The following is a 16,875-nucleotide window of genomic DNA, read 5'->3' as shown; positions in this document are numbered from 1 at the left end:
TAAAGTTGTGATTGATGCTGGCGTCAATAATAATACACTGACGGCGTTTGCAAATGATAATAGCAGATTATTTCATGGCCAATTTGTAGTGATTCATTAGGAGCGTCTTCTTAAAACAGTTCTACTAATAGTAGAACACTATTTAAATGGTGTAGGTCGGAATCATTGAATAGATGCTACCTATTTGTCACAATGCAAAATTTAGGAAAGATGCGTTAACGGTCATCACAGAATAAGGCTATCTCCGCACTAGAGATAGCCTGTATAGAAATGATAGACGCTAATAGTATTTTTTCTTGAGCCATAAACTAGTCCGCACTAAAAGAATTAGAACCGGTACTTCTATCAAGGGACCAATTACTCCCACAAATGCTTGCGGTGAATGTATTCCAAAAACTGCAATGGCTACCGCAATTGCTAATTCGAAATTATTTCCGGTAGCTGTAAAGGATATAGCCGCATTCTTATCGTAGTCTACATGCATAGATCTATTCATGAGGAAACTGATAAAGAACATCAAGACAAAATAAATGACCAATGGTACTGCGACTTTAACGACCTGCATCGGCAACTGTACTATCTGCTCGCCTTTTAAGCTAAACATCAGGACAATGGTGAATAGTAGTGCATATAAAGTGAATGGGGAAATAAAAGGTATAAACGTACGATTGTACCAATTTTCACCTTTTATTTTAGAGAGAAATCTATGGCTTAAAAATCCTGCTAAAAATGGAATCCCTAAATAAATGAGTACGCTTTTGATGACCCCGCTCATCTCTATTGAAACCGCATATTCGGCAAATCCAAAGTAAGATGGCAGTATATTGATAAACAACCAAACAAATAGGCTGTAAAATAATATCTGAAATATACTGTTTAAAGCAATCAAGAGCGCTGCATATTCTCTATTCCCCTTAGCTAGGTCATTCCATACAATCACCATGGCTATACATCTAGCGAGACCAATAAGAATTAGTCCGACCATATAATCGGGTTCATTTCTTAAAAATATCACTGCCAATATAAACATGAGGATGGGTCCCACAAGCCAGTTCAGGATAAGGGATAAACTAAGTACCTTCTTATCTTTGAATGCCAAGGGCAGTAAGTTATAGTTTACTTTAGCCAAAGGAGGATACATCATAACTATTAATCCAATTGCCAATGGGATATTAGTAGCACCTATCGACATATTATCCATTACATCGGAAATACCAGGAAATACATTCCCTATAAGTACTCCAATTCCCATGGCTAGGAAGATCCAAAGGGTAAGATACCTGTCCAGAAACTTCATTTTTACTTCCATCTTTTTTCTATTTAATTTGAGAAAAGACATAAAACATTTCGGAAGCAATCTCTAAACTTCTACTGCTATATATCTGGTCTTGTTGATTTGTATTGTCTGAAATTTTTGGATCTTCAAAAGTAATCGGTATACGTTTTTCTGCTCCAGGGATAAAGGGGCAACCGCCGTCCGCTTGGGAGCATGTCATGATAGCAGCAAAATTTGATTCGGGGTTGAACGGTGAATCATATTTTTTAGAAAAACCGATGATCGGTAATGTATTGTGATCATATTTTAGCGCATATATTGGATTGGATCCTTCGCAAATTTTCATTACTTCTATGCCCTGATCTACAAATGTTTCTGCAATTTTAGGAAACATCGCCGTTTCTTCGGTACCACCCGAATAGCAAATTACCCTTGGTATTTTATAATGTGCAGCAGCTATTTGTGCCCAAACTTGGGACAGGTGACTTCTTCTAGAATTGTGCGTACAAATGAAATTGATATTGATAGCTAATCCATCTGTAACTTTGCCTTGGACATAGTCAACCAAAGGCTGCAAAATAGTTTTGCGATCTTGATCGATTTCTAATGAAAGTATATCCGAAATTGTATTTACTAGTTTTGCATTCATCGTGATATTTGATTAGCAACAGCCGGAGCCTGGGGTACATGTATTCGATTCTACCACTTTTAATGGATTAAGAATGCCACAGGCATCTTGAGCTAAACATGCTGTCGTTTTGTCTGTTAATATGAAATTCTGGCCATTGAAACCTAACCCGTATTTTCCAATCGTTCCGCTTTGATATTCTACCTCAATCTCGTGATCTCCGATATTAAGTTTTGCTTCTGATAGCGCGATGATATCTAAAAGCTTACCAGGTTTTAATCTGTGCTCATAATCATCCGCATTCCACAACTGAAAGTTTACTGTGTTTTCAGTACGCGTAATACCACCGCAGTCAATAAAAATTTTATTGATCTGACCCACTTCGGTGACGTGGAAATGTTCGGGTACAAAAGTTCCATCTTCTAATTGGAATTCAACATTTTCTAAATGTTGGAAGGATGTGTTTGATTTCTGATAATTTCATATTATTTATATATTAATTTATCGTTATATTACGATGTTTATGAGAAAAATTGATGCTCGAGATAGGGAAATAAATTCCATATGTTAACTACACTTTTGATTATTTACGGATAGGATGATATTACCAAAATACGCTTTTAGTATGCCGAATGTTTTTTCGTCTATACAGTAACAAATTGAAGTGCCTTCGATGTTTCTTTTTATTAAACCGGCATTTTTTAATTCTTTCAAATGCTGTGAAATAGTAGACTGTGCCAAAGGTAACTCGTCTACAATATCGCTGCAAATACACGTATTGACTTTTAATAAATATTCTATTATAGCAATCCGAGCAGGGTGATCAAGTGCTTTTGCAATGGTGGCTATATGATTTTGTTGATCGGTAAAGTGTATTGTCTTTGTAGCTCCCATTAGTATTGACGTTATTTAAATCGCAATATTACGATTGATATTTTGTTTTTTGAAATATTTTTAAATAAAAATGCAACTGCAGAGTGAGTTTATGGGAAGTGGTATTCGCTTTAAAGTTGATTTTTTGACATCTGGAGTGTCGACTACAAGCGTAGTCTATTTGAAAATACTAGGGTATAATTGGCTAAGCGCATACGCTCCCTTTTTTTCTTTTCTATTTTTGGAAAAATTTAATCCAACGTGAATAGATATTTCATTGTATTCCTCTTTTTATGGACAGTCCAGTTTGCACGTGCCCAGAACTCAAAGATTTTAGGCGTGGTAATGGATGCTACATCATCGAGTCCAATACCTTATGCAAGTATTGGTCTATTGGATACTAACAACACAATCGTTGTCGGTATGATGACAGATGGACGCGGCTCCTTTGTATTTAACAATCTAACGCATGGCCAATACACGTTGACGATCAAATTCATTGGATATCACCAAAAGAAGATGCGGGTCGACATCAATGGACAAAAGCCAATTGACCTGGGCGCTATCTTTATTGCGAACGTCATTGATACGCTAGAGCAAGCTACGGTCACTGCCGTTGTAGGAGGGCAGAGGCACAGCAGTGATAGGCAATCCTATCAAGCAAGCCAATATAAAAATGCAGTTGGAGGTACCGCTTTGGATATTGTCAAGAATTTACCTTCAGCAGCCGTAGATGCTAATGGGAACATCAGCATGCGTGGCAATACAGGGGTCATTGTATTGATCAATGGCAAGCCTTCCTTACTGGATGCGGCCACTATATTAAGCCAGATAGCTGCCAATGATGTATCAGAGGTAGAGTACATCACCAGTCCAACGGCACAGTTCGATCCGGATGGTAAAGGTGGTATCATCAATCTGAAGACCAAACAATCTACTGCCGATGGATTTGCATGGGTACTCAATCTTCAAGGTGGATTGCCCAGTGTCAAGGATTATCAGAATCGCGAATCACAAAAGCGTTATGGTGGAGATGTTGCTTTCCAGTATAGAAAGGATCGACTGGAATTTAATGGCTCGGCCAACTATCTGCGAAATGACAACGCGGGGTTCAGAGAGGGAGAGGTCAACACGATCATCGGTGATAAGCAGACCTTTTTTCCATCCCAAGGAGAGCGGAGTTTTGATAAATACAATTTTGGACTTCGGTTGAATACCGCCTATCATATATCAGAGGCCCATTCCGTTAATCTAGGCCTACTCACTTCAAGAAAATTCCAAGATCGAGTTGCTGATATTTACTATAATAATAGGAGTATCCAGCCCTCTACCGGTTCCGAAATTTCAAGCGTTGACTACTTCAATCCCAACCTTCAAAATAAGCAAGGCGAATTTTACCTCATCGATTTTTCTTATCAGTATAAGATTGATTCCGCTCACTCTTTGCAGTTAGGCGCTATCTATGAGTATGCCAATATCTATGGATCTACTAAGAATGCCAATATTGGTAATATGGGTGACACTACACAATGGACACATAACATCTATACCAATCCACTTCGAGGATTGAGGCTGTCCCTGCAGCACCAGTGGAAATTACCTGATGCAACGTTATTGACTGGCTACCAACTCAGAAGTGACAATCAGAAAGGAAATTTTCAATACTACGCCGCTGATGCTGGCGCCAATAGTCTGCAAGTAGTTCCGGAATTTAGTGGTAGAATGGATGCTACCAATCGCGTGCATGCGCTTTTCACACAATATGATCGTAAATTCGTCCGTACGCAGCTCGCATTGGGGCTACGGTATGAGTACTATCAACGGGATTTATTTTTGCTTGATACCGATCAAAAATATCCATATGCTATCCATCAACTATATCCCAGCTTGAGCTTGATGCATGATTTGGGCACAGGTTGGTCATGGAAAGTAGCGGCTGCTAGACGTGTGCAGCGCACCAACAATTTTGAGCTGAATCCGATTCCTGAGCGTGAGCACTCGGAGACACTTGAACAGGGAGATCCTGAGCTATTGCCCGAATTTACGGTCAATGCGGAAACCGGATTGGTTAAGAAGCTGAAATCGGGAAGTATTTTTTTGAATGCCTATTATCAGCATACCAAGAATCCTATCCAGAGGGTAAATTCCGTATACGCCGATACGATCCTCCATCGGGTCTTCACCAATGCTGATGAAGCATCTCGTTACGGGATGGAATTGGGTGGCGAGGGTAAAGTGCTGCCTTGGTTGAAGGTCAATGGGGGATTTAATTTATATCATTACACCGTCTCAGGACAGGTTTTGAACGACCAACACACAAGAACAAATCAAGATTGGGTATATTCGCTCAATGGGGGTGTCCAGGCCGACTTTCTTAAATACTGGAGTACTGGATTACAGATTAATTACCTTTCTGAGCGACCCACCGTACAGGGGGCGGATTCTAGATTTGTGCTTCCTCACTTTAATCTAAGTAGGGTTTTCCTGAAAGGAGCTCTTACGGCCCAGTTACAGTGGCAGTTTATTGAACTTGGGGATTGGGGTGTGAACGAGCAGCGGATTACGACATTCTCCAATGATTTCCATACCACGACAAATTATATTTATGAAAAGAACGTGTTCCTAGTCAATTTGAATGTTAACTTGCACAAGCTTAATCAGCTATTGAAGCTGCCCAAGAGTGAATTTGGAGAAAAGGAATTTTAGATTCCTGTTTTTTTAAATTCAGAGGGCGTGATGCCGGTGTACCGTTTGAAATATTTGGAAAAATTTGATTTATCCGAAAAGCCAAGTTCGAATGCCACTTCGGATATCGAATTCGTTGTATAGAAAAGGAGCCTCTTTGCTTCTTTGATGATGTATCTGGCCAATATCTCCGACGCTGTCAGATTTGTGTTCTTCTTGCAAGTCGCGCTCAAGTTCTGCGGGCTGGTGTTCAATTTAGAAGCATAGAAGGCCACGTTGTTGACAATTCTGTCATCTTCATTAAGGAGTTCGCAAAATCGATCATATAGGTTTTGCTGGCTTGGCTTGGCCTGCTTTGCCTTATCGACATGTTCCAAAGCTTTTGCCAAAATTGCTTTAAACAGGCCCTCCTGACAAGTTCTATTGTGCTCGGTCGCCAATATTTCCAATATATTTTCAATTGTCTCGGCCTCTTTAAAGTATATCGTGTCCAATTGGCTGATTTCATCTACCAATCTACTGATTTCGAAGTCTAGACTTTGTTTAACAAATAGATCCTTTATCAAAATGACAAACCCTTTTACGGGATTCACCAATTCCCAATGATGTACATTGTTTTTTCTGATAATTAGCAGACATGGTGTTTTGATAGTAGCCTCTTTTCCGTCTATTACATGCTTACCAGAAGTGGCAGATAGGAATACGAGTTCCAAATAGCCATTATGTTTATGAGGTTTTGTAATGTGCTTGGACGGGTCAAATTCAACAACCTTGATAAGCTTTTGAGCTTCTAGCTTGTCCTTTACTTCAATTTTTTTTCTAGGTTTCATTATTTAGCAAGTATAGTAAACTCAATCAATTGTTGCTAATGGTCCTTAATAAATAATTGCGTGCAACGTTTGGAGGTCTTGCTATCCCGACCATCCTTGTATTCGCCTCATGCGTAGCACTTCGTCACTACTCCTAATCGTTAAGCTATTTTCATATTTCGGCGCAATAATTCTAATAATCTTTTTAGAAGGAGTGGCACAGCATTTGTTGTTTACTAGCTATATCACACTAACAATGAAAAAATATCCTATTACTGCTATTATAGCGTCGCTATTGTTGCTAAGTAGCTGTAGTACGGACGAAAGTCCTGCTGCCAAAACCACACCGCTCACGATTAAAATGACGGATGCGCCCGGTTATTATGATGCAATACATCTTAATATAGACGAAATAGAAATCCGAACGAGCGGAGGCAATAAAACCATCGATATAGATGGTAATCCGTTTGACATTTTGAAATTCACAATGGGACGAGACACGGTAATTGCTGGGGCAGATGTCCCAGCTGGTAGAATACAAGAAATCAGACTAAAACTTGAAGACGAAGGTAACCAGATTTGGGTGGATAATATCGCATATCCCCTAAAAACACCCAGTGGACAATCTTCTGGAGTTAAAATTAAAATTCAAGAGGACTTGATACCCAATGTAGCATATACACTTTTGCTCGATTTTGACGCTTCCAAATCTATCCATCAAACAGGCAACGGCGCATATGTCCTTAAGCCGGTAATAAGAGCTATTCCGGTAGCTACATCCGGAGCAATAACCGGAATGATTACGCCTGCGACATCGTTAGCACATGTATTTGCAATAAATGGTACTGACACAGTTGGTACATTGGCTAATCCTCTTGGTAACTTTTATTTCCCTGGAATCACAGAAGGTAAGTATAAAATATTAATTCAGCCATCGGCTTCTGACTTTTTGGATAAAACAATTGAAAATGTAGAAGTGGTAAAAGGAAGCGTTAAAGATTTAGGGACTATCTCCTTGGACTAAGAAAGTTTAACAATAGCGTGTATATCGGGGCTGTCATAAGACAGTCCCTTTTTATATTTTTTGAAAATGCAAAGTCGTTGATTTATAGACGTTCGACTTTTCTATATGTTTATAAATTGGTGTTGGGCTAATGCTGACCGAATAACTTACAGTACAGGTTATCCCCATTGGCTATGAAACGAAAGTGATTTCCTAACGGTTATAGCCGAATCGTCATCTATGATTTATAAAAACTTACCGTTTCAGAGGGATATAGTAAGCCAGATATCTGAAAAAATCGCACGTAGAGTAAGGTTGAAATCCATAGACCAATAATTGGAATCAACAAAGAAAGACCACATGCAATCGAGAGAGTTTGTTGACTCAGGCGCAACAAAAGGACGTTGAGGAAACTCCATAGCATAGATATAGGAAATACGATTCTTTATTTCAAAGTAATTTGTTAACTTAGGGGTTAAATCAATTCTTAATCTAATAATGGCTACACTTCGACTTTTCAGGAAATCGTGGTATGGAAACGTATGGATGATGATGTTGTTTTCTGCCCTTTCCGCCCTTTTGGTTACTTTTTACACGACTGCAGAGTCCTTCTCTTGGAGTTTGACATCGATTTCCCACCTTGTGACTTGGCTATTAAGCTTCGTGCTCTTATTTGTTGCGATATGTACCATTGCTTGTGTGGTATGCCTGTTGGATATCCAAGCATATTTTTTGCGACATGAGCTGCTTCGGTACTTGCTGCAATTCGTGGTGCTGGTCGTAGGGTTGGGGGCTATTGCATTGAAAGTGGTGTATAGGGCCTATTTCGTCGTGTTCGGTATCGATCTCCAGTCTACTGACTATTTTGAGCGAGACTATGTCGTGGTCCTCTTTTGTATGATCATGGTGCAGGTATATTATGCTGTCCGGAAGGAGCGGCGGCTACGGGCATATGCCGGCAAGCGCATCGTGGTCTTGACCAAAAAGCTGCAACAGCAGGAGCGTCACATCCAAGAGGCCGTAGACCAAAGTGACGGGCTACAGCTACAGCTCGCTCATCTACAAATGGATAAGGATAATATGGAGCAGCTCTATGTAGATAAATTGGCGCAGTTGTCGGGACGAAAGCAGCAACTGCGGGCATGCCATGAGCAAGTATGCGCCGATGGAAAACGACTGAAAGCGGGCGTGCTCCAAGTCAGTGAAGAGGTAGAAGTGATGATAGGTGCTGACAAAGAGTGGGTGAGGATGGTGCAAATCGCTTATTTCTACCTCAAGGAAGGTTCGTCCAAAGTGAAAATGGTGAACGTGAAGCTATTGGATGGACGCGAGGGTACGGTCGATATGGATTCGCTCGCGAAGGGAGAAAAGCGTTGGCCACATGCATTCTTTCGGGTAGGGAGGTGGCACCTGATACAACATATGGCCGTACGAGAATTACTGAGGGAGGAGGACAAGTATATGGTGGTGCTATATGGACAGGAGCGCGAACGCTATATATTGCCCATGGATACGTATGATAAGTTGGTAGGTCTACGTCAAGAATGGGTGGCGGTATTGAAAGATTGAGTCCGGAATGAGTATCGGGGTGGGCCAGCCAGCCCGATACGTCGGTGGTAAGCTATAGACGCTCTAGGACCTCTTCCAGCGGTAGGCCATAATAAGTGGCAAACTCACGGACGGTAAGGTGTTGATGCTTGGCCTTGCCATGGGCATCTTTGGCTTGTTGGTACTTGCGCTGTGCTTGGCGTGTGCTAAGATCGAGTATAGCCGCTACATCTTTGGCATTGACACATAGACGATGTTTTTTGGACATGATAGCTTGCTGCTATTGGACTGTCTCGAGGGCAAAGCAATGCCCTACCGTAGACAATCCAGGATGATACCATGATTCTCTTGTCAGCAAGATACCTCCCTGTCCATACGGCTACTTCAAGCACGGCTATGATCAACCCTGTACGAAAGAAAGTGAATAATTATGCTCTAACGAATAGCGTGCACAATTTGTTTTAAATATGTGTTATACAGTTGATTGATGTTGTTTATGTAATGTGTTTTATTTCCTTTTTTTAGATGCCACATCTTCGGCTATATCCCTTCACATGTCCACTGCTGATAAGCCGTATGATAAGGACCATATATCCACTACTAAGCCAGTGGTCCCAGTAGCTCGTTAGTATATCTCCGGTGGCTTCTTAGTACCTCTTTAGTGCCTTTTCAGTACACTCCCCGTGAACTAATGGTGAACTAACCGTACACTCGCAGTATCTTTTCGTCCAGGATGGAGAAGCCTTGTGGGGAGTCAGGTTCCTTTTGACTATACCCATTTTCAGAGCTATTATGCCATATCATGCCACTTGATGCCATCTTGGTCATATTCGGCCATTTTGGACAAAGGTCCTTTTTGGCCTTTCCATCTTTGTGTTGTCATCAAATACTTAATATCATGGCAAAACAAGAAAGTTTAATCAAAGTTAGAGGGAAGGTCGGGGACCTTTCTTTTAGCAAACATCGCTCCAGAGGCTACGAAGTACGCATGAAGGGCGGAGTAGACAAGGCACGGATCCAGTCGGATCCAAATTTTCAGCGGACACGCGAGAATATGGCCGAATTTGGAACTGCAGCGGGCACAGCCAAGCTCTTGCGCTTACAGCTAAACAATCTGCTGCGCATATTTGGCGATAGTACCATGCGCAACAGGTTGACGTCCCTGGTCCACAGGATTCAGAAGGCCGATTTGGTCAATGGACGTGGTGCTCGAGTATTTTTAGAGACCAATAGCGGTCTACTCAAAGGGTTTGAGTTCAACCAGACAAGTAGTCTCAAAATGCTATTGGGTGAGGAGCTAGCGGTTGCCTATGATCGTACCGCAGGGGAGGCAACACTAAGCATCCCACAATTCAATCCACAGAATGATGTGATGTTGCTGCCCGGAGCTACCCATATGTTAGTGACGCTGGCAGTGGCCGAGCTCAGTGCCGAAGAGGTGCCACCTCGTCCTGTAGTGGTCAAGTCGGATTATATCCCCTTGATAGGTGTGCACACCGCCGAAACCATACAAGCTGCATTGGTCGTGGATCCTGCAAAGGTGGTGTACATGGTGGTGGGCATCTCTATGTACCAAGAGGTCAACGATGAGTTCTATCCACTGAAAAACAATCCGTACAATGCCATGACCATCGTGGAGGTGGATCTTCCATAGTGCTGTATAGGGTTTAATTCGGGAGTTAGGGGGCAGGAGGTGTAATCAGTGACTGGTGATTAGTGACTGGTGATTAGTGACTGGTGAAGCGTGATTAGTGATCAGTTAAAAGATGAAAGGTAAAAACAATCGCTATAGGCACTACACCAATCTAACCCCTAGCTCCCAATAGCTAATGGCTAATGAACAATCAACATACCCTGATCCTCCAACGGAAATATGGAGAGCAAGGAACCAACGGAACAATTTATTTTCAAGGAGATACAATATGCCATACCATAGAGCTGCCTTGGCGCAACAATACGAAAAGACTCAGCTGCATCCCCGAAGGCCGGTATAAATTGGTAAAGCGTATCTATAGTAAGCACGGAGAGCAGATCGGTATTCCGAATGTACTGAAGCGAGAAGGCATCTTAATCCATAAAGCCAACGACGCAAAAGGACAACTACAGGGCTGTATTGCTCCTGTGATGAGACTCACGGGTGAGGGCAGTGGCGAAGGAAGTGCTACTGCGCTAGCTAGGCTCAAAGCACTGGTGTATAGCTTATGGGATCAAGGGGTCGAGGTATTTATACAGATCAAGGGATAGGGTATCTCCTTATACAATGCGCACTACTCAACAAGGTATGAAAAAAATAATCGAAATATGGAGCCGAGCGGTACAGGTGGTACTGGCGGCGCCTATCAAATTGCCTGGGAAGGCATTGGATATCATTAAATACATAGCGCTCGGGCTAGGAATTATCGAACAGCTGGTGAAGGACGAAAAACCACAAGAGGAGAACGATTTACAAAGCACCGCTACAAAGTATAAGAGCGAAGCGTGTGAAGAAAGGGATGAAGTCTGCTATGCTCATGGTCGGAGTCCTGTGGATCAGAAAGAGGAGGTAAAGGATGAAAGTCAGTGATGTACATATAGGCACGATAGGAGGTACATTGTGCTCAATCTATATTAACCTATCACTGGCAGATATCCTACACACGGTTATCTTGGCAAGCGTTGGCGCGGGTGTGAGCTTCATCGTGAGCTACCTACTGGCCAAGTGGGTCAAAAGATAATAAGCATGGGCCACAGATAAGCTGTGGCTCATGCTTTTGGTATCGCTGGACATCGTGCTACGCATGGCCTTGAATGGTTTTGTCGACGACCATTGATTTTGAAGGAAGCATCCGATCAAAACCGGCGGTGCGACAATTGGAACGAAATATCTATATCCTTTATGATCAGTGTCTAATATCATTACAAGAGGCAAAATCCATGATTGATGAAATGCTGGGAAACACGAAAGACTTATAGACGGATAATGTTTTTAAAGTTTAGTATCGATTTTGGTGAAAAGGGTTTTTCATTAATTTCAGTTTTTGATTTTAGGATCATATACCGCAACGCCTACTTGGCTATCGGCACATCCGTAGTACAAAAACCATTTGTTTTTAAAATAGGCAAGCCCTTGGATGAACACCGTACCATCCGGATACTGTCCGCTTTTTTCAAAAGACTCGGTGGGTACAAAGAAAGGTTTGTCAAGCCGACCGATGACCCTCGAAGGAGTGTTGAGGTCGAATAGGACCTGTCCTGCGGCATAGGTATTGGCTGTATAGTTGGTATCTCTACCTTCGCCGCCTCTATTTTTACCGTTGTACAACACTAAAATACCATCGTCGGTTATGATGGCCGGAGGGCCGCATTCGGTTAAATCGCTGTCAAAATAGCCTCGGCGTGGTGTGACTACCAAATCCAGATCGCCCTTCTCATTTAAGGTGGGTATCCAATTGATGAGGTCGTCCGATGTGGCAATATTCATATAGCGCTCGCCCCAGTACATCATATACTTCCCATTGACCTTCGTGATGATCTGCTTGTCATTATCTAGTTTGGTAACGACAGAACCCGACTTGCAGAATAGATCTTTGAATCTACCGTTATGTGCTGTTTGGAAAGCAGGACCATGCTTGGTCCAGTTTTTTAAGTTTCGGGAGGTGGCTACGGCGAGGCGTGCAACCTTCCGGTTCCATTGGGTATAGAGCATGACATATAGACCGTCCGCTGTAACGGCGATACGTGGGTCCTCACAACCGCCCGGCCATTCATTTTCTTTCTGTGCGTCTTCGTCTGGATAAAATACAGGTTTCTTTTCCCGCTTCATGTGAATACCGTCTTTACTTTCGGCAATCCCGATACGGGAGGTACGTTTGCCGATACCCATTCCGGATTTGTCCTCTCCTCGATACAGGACGTATATACGACCGTCCTTCACCACAGCAGCGGGATTGAAAATGTCACCGGCTTCCCAGGCGATATTTTGTCGGCTCATCGGATCAAAGAAAGTGCTTGTCGAATCCGGTGAAATCACGGGATTCACACCCTCAGGCCTGATGAAAGGGCCGAGAGGCCAGTCGTAGTGTATTTGTTGGGCTGATGAATACAGTGTGGCGGATAGAAAGAGTAGAAGTAGGCGGAATCGGTTCATATTGTTGTTTATTTCTAAATCAAAAATTGTGTTATGTTGGCTGTATCGCTATGTTATGGTAATTTATACCTATTGGTTGTTTTGCAGTCAATAGCGGATAGCTTGCTTTCGCTTTCCAAAGTCAAATTTTTTTGCATGGGAATAGGGTTAAATGGTATTGCACGCTTAATTTGTAGGTTAAGATACGGGAAACTTTAGAAAGATAAAATCTTATTCCTCAAATTTTGATTATGTAAAGTAGCTACTTAGCTTCATTTTTCCTTTGCTTTCACATCATTGGCGATAATCTGTTGGAAGTTTTCCTAAATCATATACTGTTGCGCTATCGCAAATCACTTACTCATAGATACACCTAACTCACTCATTTTAACCCCTCATTCACTCATTCCCCAAAAATCACGTTGATTAATTTATTCTATTTGTTCTAGCGGATACTGACCATGGTATTCTCGATCAATTAAGTAACATAAATTTTAACTATATGAAATGCTCATGCTTAGTGAAAAACAAACACCCATGGGTATGCCATATGTCCATTAAAGAATAAATCATATACATATGAAAACGTTATCGAGTAAGCGATTTTTTTTGTTCCATTTGATGTTCCTTTTCTTGCTTTCCTGTACCAAGGAAGGGGATGTGGGACCGCAAGGTTTTGAAGGTCTTAGTGGAACAAAAATCTATACAGGTACTACCAGTCCTGAGGCGACGTTGGGCATTGCAGGCGACTTTTATTTCCATTTGGGAAGCAGTGATTTTTATGGTCCCAAAACCACGACAGGCTGGGGTGACCCGGTCAATCTTCGCGGTGCCACCGGAGCGGTCGGTGCAACAGGCCCAACCGGTGCCCCGGGCGCACCGGGAACTGCAGGGTCGAAGATACTGAATGGTACCGTAGCACCTACAAGCAACCAAGGGCAAGTTGGCGACTATTACCTCAACCTCAGTAATACCGATTTATACGGACCCAAAACGACCTCCGGATGGGGGAATGCGATCAATCTAAAAGGTGCTAATGGGATCGATGGTACCAAGATCTATAACGGTACGGCTATACCTGCGGCAAGTATCGGGGTGAATGGCGATTATTATTTCAGGACCTCTACCGCACAACTGTATGGCCCCAAGACAGATGCCGGATGGGGGACTTCCATTAGCCTCCTTGGTGCCAAAGGGGCCGACGGTACGAATGGAACTGATGGGGCCAGTATCTTAGCCGGTACAACGGTACCTCCCACGACAGTGGGCAAGGTAGGCGACTTCTATTTTCGTAGCAATACGGGTGACTTCTATGGCCCAAAGACCGCCGCGGGCTGGGGCAATGCCACCAACCTTAAGGGAACCAATGGACAAGACGGGGCACCGGGATCTCAAATATGGAGTGGTACAACTATCCCTGATTTGACATTGGGAAGAATTGGTGATTTTTATTTCCGAACCAATACGAGTGATTTTTATGGACCGAAGACGGCCACTAGTTGGGGAACACCAGTTAATCTAAAAGGCGCAACAGGCACCGCTGGGACCAATGGTAGCAATGGTAGCAATGGAGCTGCAGGGTCCAAGATCTATAATGGATTTGCGACACCTCAGGATACCTTAGGGAGAGTCGGCGATTACTACATCAGTATCTCCACCGGCAATTTGTACGGACCAAAGACCGCTACGGGCTGGGGCAGTCCAATCATGAACTTGAGAGGTCCCGCAGGACCGCAAACAGATGTGATCTACAGCAATTGGAACATACTTGAGCAAACGTATCAGTCATCAAGTTCGGGAGATATCAGTGGAAGTCTGTATGTCCAAGAATTCAAAGATAATCCAAAGCTCCTCGATGAGGCGGCTGTAATGGTGTATGTACGTGAGGATGCAGGAGAAAAGGGCGCATTCATTAGCCAACTAAATTGTAAGGGACGGCTCTACAATTGGGTAGACTACAGCTACCATTTGGATCCAAGTAGTGGATTGTTTAGAATTTTAATATCAAATACGGGCTTTGATATTGGAGTAAAGGAAGTGGAAGAGAATTTAGAATTCCGCTTCGTCATTATTCCTGGAAACAAAGGGGCTTACCAAGGAGCCCGAGCATTGCCTAAGGACTACAAGCAGCTTAAAGTCATGTACAACATACCGGATTAGCAGTCTAAGTTTACATATGGGTAGGACGTATTAAGTTCATAAAAAATGAAAATTAGAATTCATATGACTAGCTGGATATTTCGTTTGGTAATCTGGGTTTGCTGCCTTGTCGGTATGGGGTCAGTAGCGGCCCAAGAACTCAGCAATATAAGCGAGCAAAAACCCTTTCGATTCGATGGTAGTCTGGAATTGAGAGGAATGTTTTACCATGCATCAGGCATTGCCGATCGCATGGAGGCTGCCAATTATCTGATCAGCGGAAGCCCCACTATTTCACTATATGGATGGAGTGTTCCTTTCAGCTTTACATTAAGTAAAAAGCAAAGCTCGTTCCAGCAGCCCTTCAATCAATTTGGACTCAGTCCAACCTACAAATGGATTACGCTGCATGGAGGATATCGTAACGTCAATTTTTCACCTTATACGCTCGCCGGTCATACCATATTAGGTGGTGGAGTGGAGCTCCGTCCGGGTAAACTGCGATTTGGACTGATGTATGGCCGATTGAATCGAGCGACGGTAATCGATACGGCGTCTATGTCCTTGGTGCCTTATTCGTTTACCCGGAAGGGGTTGGCCATAAAGCTGGGATATGGGACCAACGCCAACTTTTTCGATCTGAACGTCCTTCATGCTAAAGATGACAGTACGTCTATTGCGGCCCCAGTAGGCACTCCGAATCGTAAAGTAACTCCTGCAGCGAATTCCGTACTCGGTTACGACGGTCGCTTTACGGTGTTCAAGCAGTTGTATATCGAAAGTGATGGTGCAATCAGCTTATTGACCCGTGATCTCAATTCGACCTTGTCTCTTGATTCTATCGAAGATAAAACACTCCGGAAGCTGGGGAATATGTTGCAAATCAATGGGACTTCCGAATGGTTTTTGGCCTTTAATGCCGGTGTCGGTTATCAAGCAAAAAACTATGGCCTTAAAGTAAATTACCGGCGCGTAGAACCAGGGTTTACCTCCATGGGGGCCTATTACTTTACCAATGATGTCGAAAATCTAACCATTATCCCCAATTATAGTCATCCTTCCGGTAAATTTCGTTTTAACGGAAGCTTCGGGATAGAACAGGATAATGTGCGGCTTCAGAAAGAAGCTACCTCCAAACGTATTATCGGTACGGCCATGCTGACCACCGAGCTCACCAAACAGCTGGGGATAGACGTCAACTTTAGCAATTTTTCTAATAATCAACGACCCAATACCCTACGCTTTGCCGATTCGCTCAAGATCGTACAGACGACCCGTACACTGGGTATTATGCCTCGATTCACCCTATCAAGCCCCACCAAGGTACAAATGATACTGCTTTCGGCCAATTTCAATAGCATGGACGATTATAACAGCTATTTCGATACAGAGACTGCACCAAGTAGAGATATCAATTCTAGTCAATATCTATTGAATTATACATTGTCTTTTCCGCTCCGAAAACTAAGCTTTAATTCCAGTATGAGCTATACCAATCTCAAATCCATTGGGAATCAAAATAGTTATAAGGGGATATCGGTGGGGGGCACCTATTTGATGGCCAAGAACAAGCTCAGTGCGAATACGAATCTAGGGTATATGTTGGGCAACAACAATGGTAATAAGAGCGATATTTTCAATGGTTCTTTAAATCTGACGTATGCCATTAGCAAATTGCAAAGCATTCGAACAATGGTCTATTTTACGAACAACAACCCTGGATCTGCTGTAACGGGTGGAAGCCCATCATTTACCGAGACCCGTGCAGAAATTGCTTATCAACTGAATTTTGGATTATGAAGCTAACGC

15 protein-coding genes and 1 pseudogene are annotated in these 16,875 nt (G+C 42.7%); 9 read left to right on the top strand and 7 right to left on the bottom strand.

The window, feature by feature from the left end; all coding sequences use genetic code 11:
* Positions 1 to 280: 280 nt before the first annotated feature.
* From arsB to OQ289_RS13500, 4 genes and pseudogenes are all read right to left on the bottom strand, one after another.
* Entirely contained in the window at positions 281 to 1,309 is a 1,029-nt protein-coding gene (gene arsB, locus OQ289_RS13515; protein WP_270087387.1) for an ACR3 family arsenite efflux transporter, read from the bottom strand.
* Positions 1,310 to 1,316: 7 nt separating this feature from the next.
* Entirely contained in the window at positions 1,317 to 1,925 is a 609-nt protein-coding gene (locus OQ289_RS13510) for an arsenate-mycothiol transferase ArsC (RefSeq protein ID WP_270087386.1), read from the bottom strand.
* A 12-nt stretch (positions 1,926 to 1,937) separates the two neighbouring features.
* Positions 1,938 to 2,388: pseudogene (locus OQ289_RS13505) on the bottom strand (DUF6428 family protein).
* 83 nt (positions 2,389 to 2,471) lie between these two features.
* Positions 2,472 to 2,798 carry an ArsR/SmtB family transcription factor gene (locus OQ289_RS13500; protein ID WP_270087385.1) on the bottom strand — a complete coding sequence of 109 codons (327 nt, stop codon included), beginning with the start codon at positions 2,796 to 2,798 and terminating at the stop codon, positions 2,472 to 2,474.
* Between the two features lie 240 nt (positions 2,799 to 3,038).
* On the opposite strand from OQ289_RS13500, the gene OQ289_RS13495 reads away from it, so the two are divergent.
* A complete protein-coding gene (locus OQ289_RS13495; RefSeq protein WP_270087384.1) occupies positions 3,039 to 5,483 on the top strand; it encodes a TonB-dependent receptor in 2,445 nt (814 codons plus the stop codon).
* Here the strand turns inward: OQ289_RS13495 and OQ289_RS13490 are convergent.
* Positions 5,480 to 6,292 (bottom strand): AraC family transcriptional regulator, encoded by an 813-nt coding sequence (locus OQ289_RS13490; RefSeq protein ID WP_270087383.1) that lies wholly within the window; start codon positions 6,290 to 6,292, stop codon positions 5,480 to 5,482. The two genes, OQ289_RS13495 and OQ289_RS13490, sit on opposite strands and share 4 nt — an antisense overlap.
* Before the next feature lie 235 nt (positions 6,293 to 6,527).
* On the opposite strand from OQ289_RS13490, the gene OQ289_RS13485 reads away from it, so the two are divergent.
* Both OQ289_RS13485 and OQ289_RS13480 read left to right on the top strand, forming a co-directional pair.
* Positions 6,528 to 7,295 carry a DUF4382 domain-containing protein gene (locus OQ289_RS13485; RefSeq protein ID WP_270087382.1) on the top strand — a complete coding sequence of 256 codons (768 nt, stop codon included), beginning with the start codon at positions 6,528 to 6,530 and terminating at the stop codon, positions 7,293 to 7,295.
* A gap of 477 nt (positions 7,296 to 7,772) precedes the next feature.
* Positions 7,773 to 8,843 (top strand): hypothetical protein, encoded by a 1,071-nt coding sequence (locus tag OQ289_RS13480; protein WP_270087381.1) that lies wholly within the window; start codon positions 7,773 to 7,775, stop codon positions 8,841 to 8,843.
* A 52-nt stretch (positions 8,844 to 8,895) separates the two neighbouring features.
* On the opposite strand, the gene OQ289_RS13475 is transcribed toward OQ289_RS13480, so the two are convergent.
* A complete protein-coding gene (locus OQ289_RS13475) occupies positions 8,896 to 9,090 on the bottom strand; it encodes a hypothetical protein (RefSeq protein ID WP_270087380.1) in 195 nt (64 codons plus the stop codon).
* 630 nt (positions 9,091 to 9,720) lie between these two features.
* On the opposite strand from OQ289_RS13475, the gene OQ289_RS13470 reads away from it, so the two are divergent.
* From OQ289_RS13470 to OQ289_RS13455, 4 genes are all read left to right on the top strand, one after another.
* Positions 9,721 to 10,476: a hypothetical protein gene (locus OQ289_RS13470; RefSeq protein ID WP_270087379.1), complete on the top strand. Its 756-nt coding sequence runs from the start codon at positions 9,721 to 9,723 to the stop codon at positions 10,474 to 10,476.
* A gap of 182 nt (positions 10,477 to 10,658) precedes the next feature.
* A complete protein-coding gene (locus tag OQ289_RS13465; protein ID WP_270087378.1) occupies positions 10,659 to 11,066 on the top strand; it encodes a DUF5675 family protein in 408 nt (135 codons plus the stop codon).
* A gap of 37 nt (positions 11,067 to 11,103) precedes the next feature.
* A complete protein-coding gene (locus OQ289_RS13460; RefSeq protein WP_270087377.1) occupies positions 11,104 to 11,385 on the top strand; it encodes a hypothetical protein in 282 nt (93 codons plus the stop codon).
* Positions 11,372 to 11,536, top strand: coding sequence for a hypothetical protein (locus tag OQ289_RS13455; RefSeq protein ID WP_270087376.1), 165 nt, complete (start codon positions 11,372 to 11,374; stop codon positions 11,534 to 11,536). Before OQ289_RS13460 ends, OQ289_RS13455 begins: the two co-directional genes overlap by 14 nt.
* Before the next feature lie 296 nt (positions 11,537 to 11,832).
* Here OQ289_RS13455 and OQ289_RS13450 read toward each other — a convergent pair whose 3' ends face one another.
* Positions 11,833 to 12,948 carry a glycoside hydrolase family 130 protein gene (locus OQ289_RS13450; protein ID WP_270087375.1) on the bottom strand — a complete coding sequence of 372 codons (1,116 nt, stop codon included), beginning with the start codon at positions 12,946 to 12,948 and terminating at the stop codon, positions 11,833 to 11,835.
* A 558-nt stretch (positions 12,949 to 13,506) separates the two neighbouring features.
* Between OQ289_RS13450 and OQ289_RS13445 the strand changes: the two genes are divergently transcribed.
* Positions 13,507 to 15,087, top strand: a complete 1,581-nt coding sequence (locus OQ289_RS13445; RefSeq protein ID WP_270087374.1) for a hypothetical protein — start codon at positions 13,507 to 13,509, stop codon at positions 15,085 to 15,087.
* A 45-nt stretch (positions 15,088 to 15,132) separates the two neighbouring features.
* Complete coding sequence (locus OQ289_RS13440) at positions 15,133 to 16,866, top strand: hypothetical protein (RefSeq protein WP_270087373.1); 1,734 nt, start codon at positions 15,133 to 15,135, stop codon at positions 16,864 to 16,866.
* The last annotated feature ends 9 nt before the right edge of the window (positions 16,867 to 16,875 follow it).

It is taken from the genome of Sphingobacterium sp. SYP-B4668, from assembly GCF_027627455.1.
Lineage (GTDB): Bacteria > Bacteroidota > Bacteroidia > Sphingobacteriales > Sphingobacteriaceae > Sphingobacterium.
The sequence above is the reverse complement of the archived record's forward strand: the minus strand, read 5'-3'. Positions and strand labels throughout refer to the sequence as shown.

Coding starts and splice junctions, on each gene's coding strand:
- OQ289_RS13485 (WP_270087382.1), top strand. CDS start 6,528: ATGAAAAAATATCCTATTACTGCTATTATAGCGTCGCTATTGTTGCTA.
- OQ289_RS13490 (WP_270087383.1), bottom strand. CDS start 6,292: ATGAAACCTAGAAAAAAAATTGAAGTAAAGGACAAGCTAGAAGCTCAA.
- OQ289_RS13475 (WP_270087380.1), bottom strand. CDS start 9,090: ATGTCCAAAAAACATCGTCTATGTGTCAATGCCAAAGATGTAGCGGCT.
- OQ289_RS13455 (WP_270087376.1), top strand. CDS start 11,372: ATGAAAGTCAGTGATGTACATATAGGCACGATAGGAGGTACATTGTGC.
- OQ289_RS13465 (WP_270087378.1), top strand. CDS start 10,659: ATGAACAATCAACATACCCTGATCCTCCAACGGAAATATGGAGAGCAA.
- OQ289_RS13440 (WP_270087373.1), top strand. CDS start 15,133: ATGAAAATTAGAATTCATATGACTAGCTGGATATTTCGTTTGGTAATC.
- OQ289_RS13510 (WP_270087386.1), bottom strand. CDS start 1,925: ATGAATGCAAAACTAGTAAATACAATTTCGGATATACTTTCATTAGAA.
- OQ289_RS13450 (WP_270087375.1), bottom strand. CDS start 12,948: ATGAACCGATTCCGCCTACTTCTACTCTTTCTATCCGCCACACTGTAT.
- OQ289_RS13460 (WP_270087377.1), top strand. CDS start 11,104: ATGAAAAAAATAATCGAAATATGGAGCCGAGCGGTACAGGTGGTACTG.
- OQ289_RS13470 (WP_270087379.1), top strand. CDS start 9,721: ATGGCAAAACAAGAAAGTTTAATCAAAGTTAGAGGGAAGGTCGGGGAC.
- OQ289_RS13445 (WP_270087374.1), top strand. CDS start 13,507: ATGAAAACGTTATCGAGTAAGCGATTTTTTTTGTTCCATTTGATGTTC.
- OQ289_RS13480 (WP_270087381.1), top strand. CDS start 7,773: ATGGCTACACTTCGACTTTTCAGGAAATCGTGGTATGGAAACGTATGG.
- OQ289_RS13500 (WP_270087385.1), bottom strand. CDS start 2,798: ATGGGAGCTACAAAGACAATACACTTTACCGATCAACAAAATCATATA.
- arsB (WP_270087387.1), bottom strand. CDS start 1,309: ATGGAAGTAAAAATGAAGTTTCTGGACAGGTATCTTACCCTTTGGATC.